The organism is Candidatus Zixiibacteriota bacterium (assembly GCA_018820315.1).
In the GTDB taxonomy this organism is placed as follows: domain Bacteria; phylum Zixibacteria; class MSB-5A5; order JAABVY01; family JAHJOQ01; genus JAHJOQ01.
Window position 1 is genome coordinate 1 of the sequence record JAHJOQ010000131.1, and the last position, 3,124, is coordinate 3,124.

Genomic DNA, 3,124 nt, shown 5'->3' on the forward strand with positions numbered 1-3,124 from the left:
CATTCTGAAATGTTGTCAGCGGAATCCGGCCGCTAGGCTGACGTTCCGCATTCATGTCATCTTTGTACAGCTCCCAGAGCACTCGAAGGTAAATCAGATACGGGTCATATTCCTCGTATCGTTCCTGATAAATACTTGCGAGATCGTATGGCACAGCCTCATCCCACAAGCTGTCGAACCACTCCTTGACCTGCGCTACAAGTCCCGGTTGATAGTGACCGAGGTTCAATTCCAGATTAGAGGATAGCCCTGCTGCCGTGAAATTTGATGATCCGGCGAGAACACCTTCGTCGGTCGAGAAGATGTATGCCTTGCCATGAAGAAATCCTCGTTCGTATCGGCGAACCTCGACTTTGCCGGAGCTCAGGAATTCGAGCAGGTGTCTGACGGTTTTATCGACTTGCGGACTGAAGTCCAGTAGATTGCGATCTCGACGTATCCCTTCTTCACTCTCATTCAGCTTATCGTTAAGGATCTTCTCATTGAATCTCGCGCCTTTCGGATCTCTCATTGGATCACGAATCGGAATCGCAGGCGGTGAGAGAGGCTCAGCTCCGAGCAGAAGCCGAATACTGGCAATACCGTCGAGATGATCGGCGATTTGAGCGAACCCGCCCGGATTGAAATAGCCGGTTGCGATAGAAAGGTCTACCGGCTTGGCATAGGTTTCGGCAAGCCAGTCAAGGTGCGCAGACAATGCCTTGCCAAGTGTGTTTCCGTCGCGGTTGTCAACAAATTCAGGTTTGCTCATAGAAGGCCACGCTTACTTAAATCCTATCTGCTTCTTCTTCGGTCCAGGGGGAATGATTAGTTGTCTGATAGCTGCGACGAGTGCCTTTATGTCGTCATCGTGCTTGCCTACTTTGCGCTCAATCTGCTCGATCTTGCCTACAAGTTCTTTCTGACTGGCCAGTATCTCCCGCATGCGCACAAAGGCTCTCACTACAAAGACGCTTGTCTCGATAGCCCGATCTGAGTTAAGTACGTTGGCCAGCATTATCGCGCCGTGTTCTGTGAAGGCATATGGCCGGGTACGTCGGCCTCCTCGACCCTGCTTTGAAGTCGCAATTTGCGACTTCAAAGCCGTAACCTCTTGTGGTGCAAGCTGAAACATGAAATCCTCAGGGAAGCGGTCCAGATTCCGCTTCACCTGCTCGTTGAGCCGCTTGGTCTCTACTCCGTAGAGTTCAGCTATGTCGCTGTCCAGCATAACCCGCTGTCCGCGAACCACATAGATCATGCTTTCGATTTTGGCAATTTGTACGGATTGCGCGCTTTGTGTCATGTGGCACGACCCTTAGGATTTAGTGATTCTTCCTTTGAGGCCAGTCCTCTCATTCTGGTCATCTTGATATTCCAATTTGGCATTTCAAGTTTTGCCATTCAGACCATCTAATAGTCTATGGTTTTGAGGTCGCAAATTGCGACTTCAAAATTGCAATCTCCTGTGGCGATGTCTTGAGCGTGAAATCGCCGGGGCGCTGCTTCACATTATACATCTTTCCCTTTGTCTTTCCGGGGCACAGTGTCCACTTGCCTGGAATCTCCTTCGCCGACTCTTCGTCTTTTCGACTCATAGCTCCTTGCGGCAAGAGCGATGACTGCACCTATAAGAGCTACAGATGCACCAATGAGCGTAGGAATCATGAATTTGAATGAATCAGAATGCGAATTCAACATGCTATACTGTGTGTCAGACAAGTAAACGAATACTGTCATTAGAGCCGCGGTGACTCCCAACATCATGCTTGTCATACTGACCATTTGTGATCTGTATTTCACCATGTCAGATATTCTGCCAGGTTCCGCAGTTTTGTCCTTTGCATCTATCTCGGCAGATTCCGTTGGCAAGAACGACTTTAGTTGCTCACAATATGACTGCTTCGTACTAGCGGAGATGAAGCTGGAGTCCATTATCTCCTTCGTGAGTTCTTCACCGATTTCCGTTGGCTTGTACAGATCGTTCTTGTCAACTCCATGTCTTCGAGCAGTGGCATTTATTAGCATCTCAACAAAAAGTCGACTTGGGACGTGCCCTTCGGAGATACCTGGTCGGATTGCATAAATCACCTCGTGGTTTGCCAAAAGCAGTTTCTGCAAATACTCTCGTCGATCCTTGCGTGAGAGAACCGTCCGAGAGATTACAGTCACAATAAGTCCGCTTAGAATGCCGCAACCAATGCCGACAACCCACGGGTCGCTCAACCATTCCAACATGATTAGATTCCTTTCCCCCGACCGGACATATAATGCCATTCAGACAACCAGATGCTCAACGGTTTTGAGGTCGCAAATTGCGACTTCAAGTTCATATCACATTAACTCCCGACCGCTTAGGCGGTCACAATCTGTGACCACATTCGATTTCTCATTCAGTTATCCACAGCTTCTTCTTCCACTCCTTAAAATGCTTCAAAGTCGCTCGAAGGCGATCTTCGTAATCCCAGCCTTCATGGAATGTCTCAAATATATGGGTCAACTGCTTTTGATTCAAGCCATACAGATGAGCCACAACCGCGTCCAGCTCGTGAACCATGTCTTCCTTCTCGTCATCCTTGAGCTGGCCATACTTCACTCCGACGACTCTTGCGAATGCAGCAAACCGCTTGTCGGGGCAAGCAAGACGACCGGCGAGTTCGACTATTTGCATGGAGAGCACACCATCGGTGCTTGCGCGAGGAACTGGGAACGAATTGAACAAATAGAAATTCAGGGCCTCCTCTACAAATCGACGGGAATACCAGTCGAAGATAAGCGATGACATTATGCCCAGGACATAAGCTTGGTCAGGCGTACTTCCCTTCGGCCAGAGTAGATATGGTCCTTTGTTGGTTATCACTACTTCTGGTGGCACGACGGAGACTATTACGGTACGCTGATTTGTCCGATTTGTGACATCGCGAAACGCTATTCGAGGGTGAAGACACGGTAGCGTGCGGCGATCTTCTATCCAGTCCTTCGAGAACTCGTGAAAAGCAGAGCGTTTATTCTTGTGCCCTCGTTCGCGTTTCTTTTGCAGGTGCTCCATGATCTCATTTGGATCGGCCCATGCGTAGTACTTACCAGTGTCGGGGTTCCAAATGTCAAATGATTCGCCTTTGTAGACAGGCCAGTAGCCTTTGGG

At 49.2% G+C, this 3,124-nt stretch carries 4 protein-coding genes; all 4 read right to left on the reverse strand.

The window, feature by feature from the left end; translation table 11 throughout:
* A partial coding sequence (locus KKH67_12785) for a helicase (GenBank protein ID MBU1320056.1) occupies positions 1–751 on the reverse strand: 751 nt, incomplete at its 3' end.
* A 12-nt stretch (positions 752–763) separates the two neighbouring features.
* A complete protein-coding gene (locus KKH67_12790) occupies positions 764–1,285 on the reverse strand; it encodes an ORF6N domain-containing protein (protein ID MBU1320057.1) in 522 nt (173 codons plus the stop codon).
* Positions 1,286–1,491: 206 nt separating this feature from the next.
* Positions 1,492–2,217 carry a hypothetical protein gene (locus KKH67_12795; GenBank protein ID MBU1320058.1) on the reverse strand — a complete coding sequence of 242 codons (726 nt, stop codon included), beginning with the start codon at positions 2,215–2,217 and terminating at the stop codon, positions 1,492–1,494.
* Between the two features lie 151 nt (positions 2,218–2,368).
* On the reverse strand, positions 2,369–3,124 hold a 756-nt coding region (locus KKH67_12800), incomplete at its 5' end, for a hypothetical protein (protein MBU1320059.1).

Bases quoted from the DNA above. Each gene is read 5' to 3' on its own strand.
- KKH67_12790 (MBU1320057.1), bottom strand. From the start codon at position 1,285: ATGACACAAAGCGCGCAATCCGTACAAATTGCCAAAATCGAAAGCATG.
- KKH67_12795 (MBU1320058.1), bottom strand. From the start codon at position 2,217: ATGTTGGAATGGTTGAGCGACCCGTGGGTTGTCGGCATTGGTTGCGGC.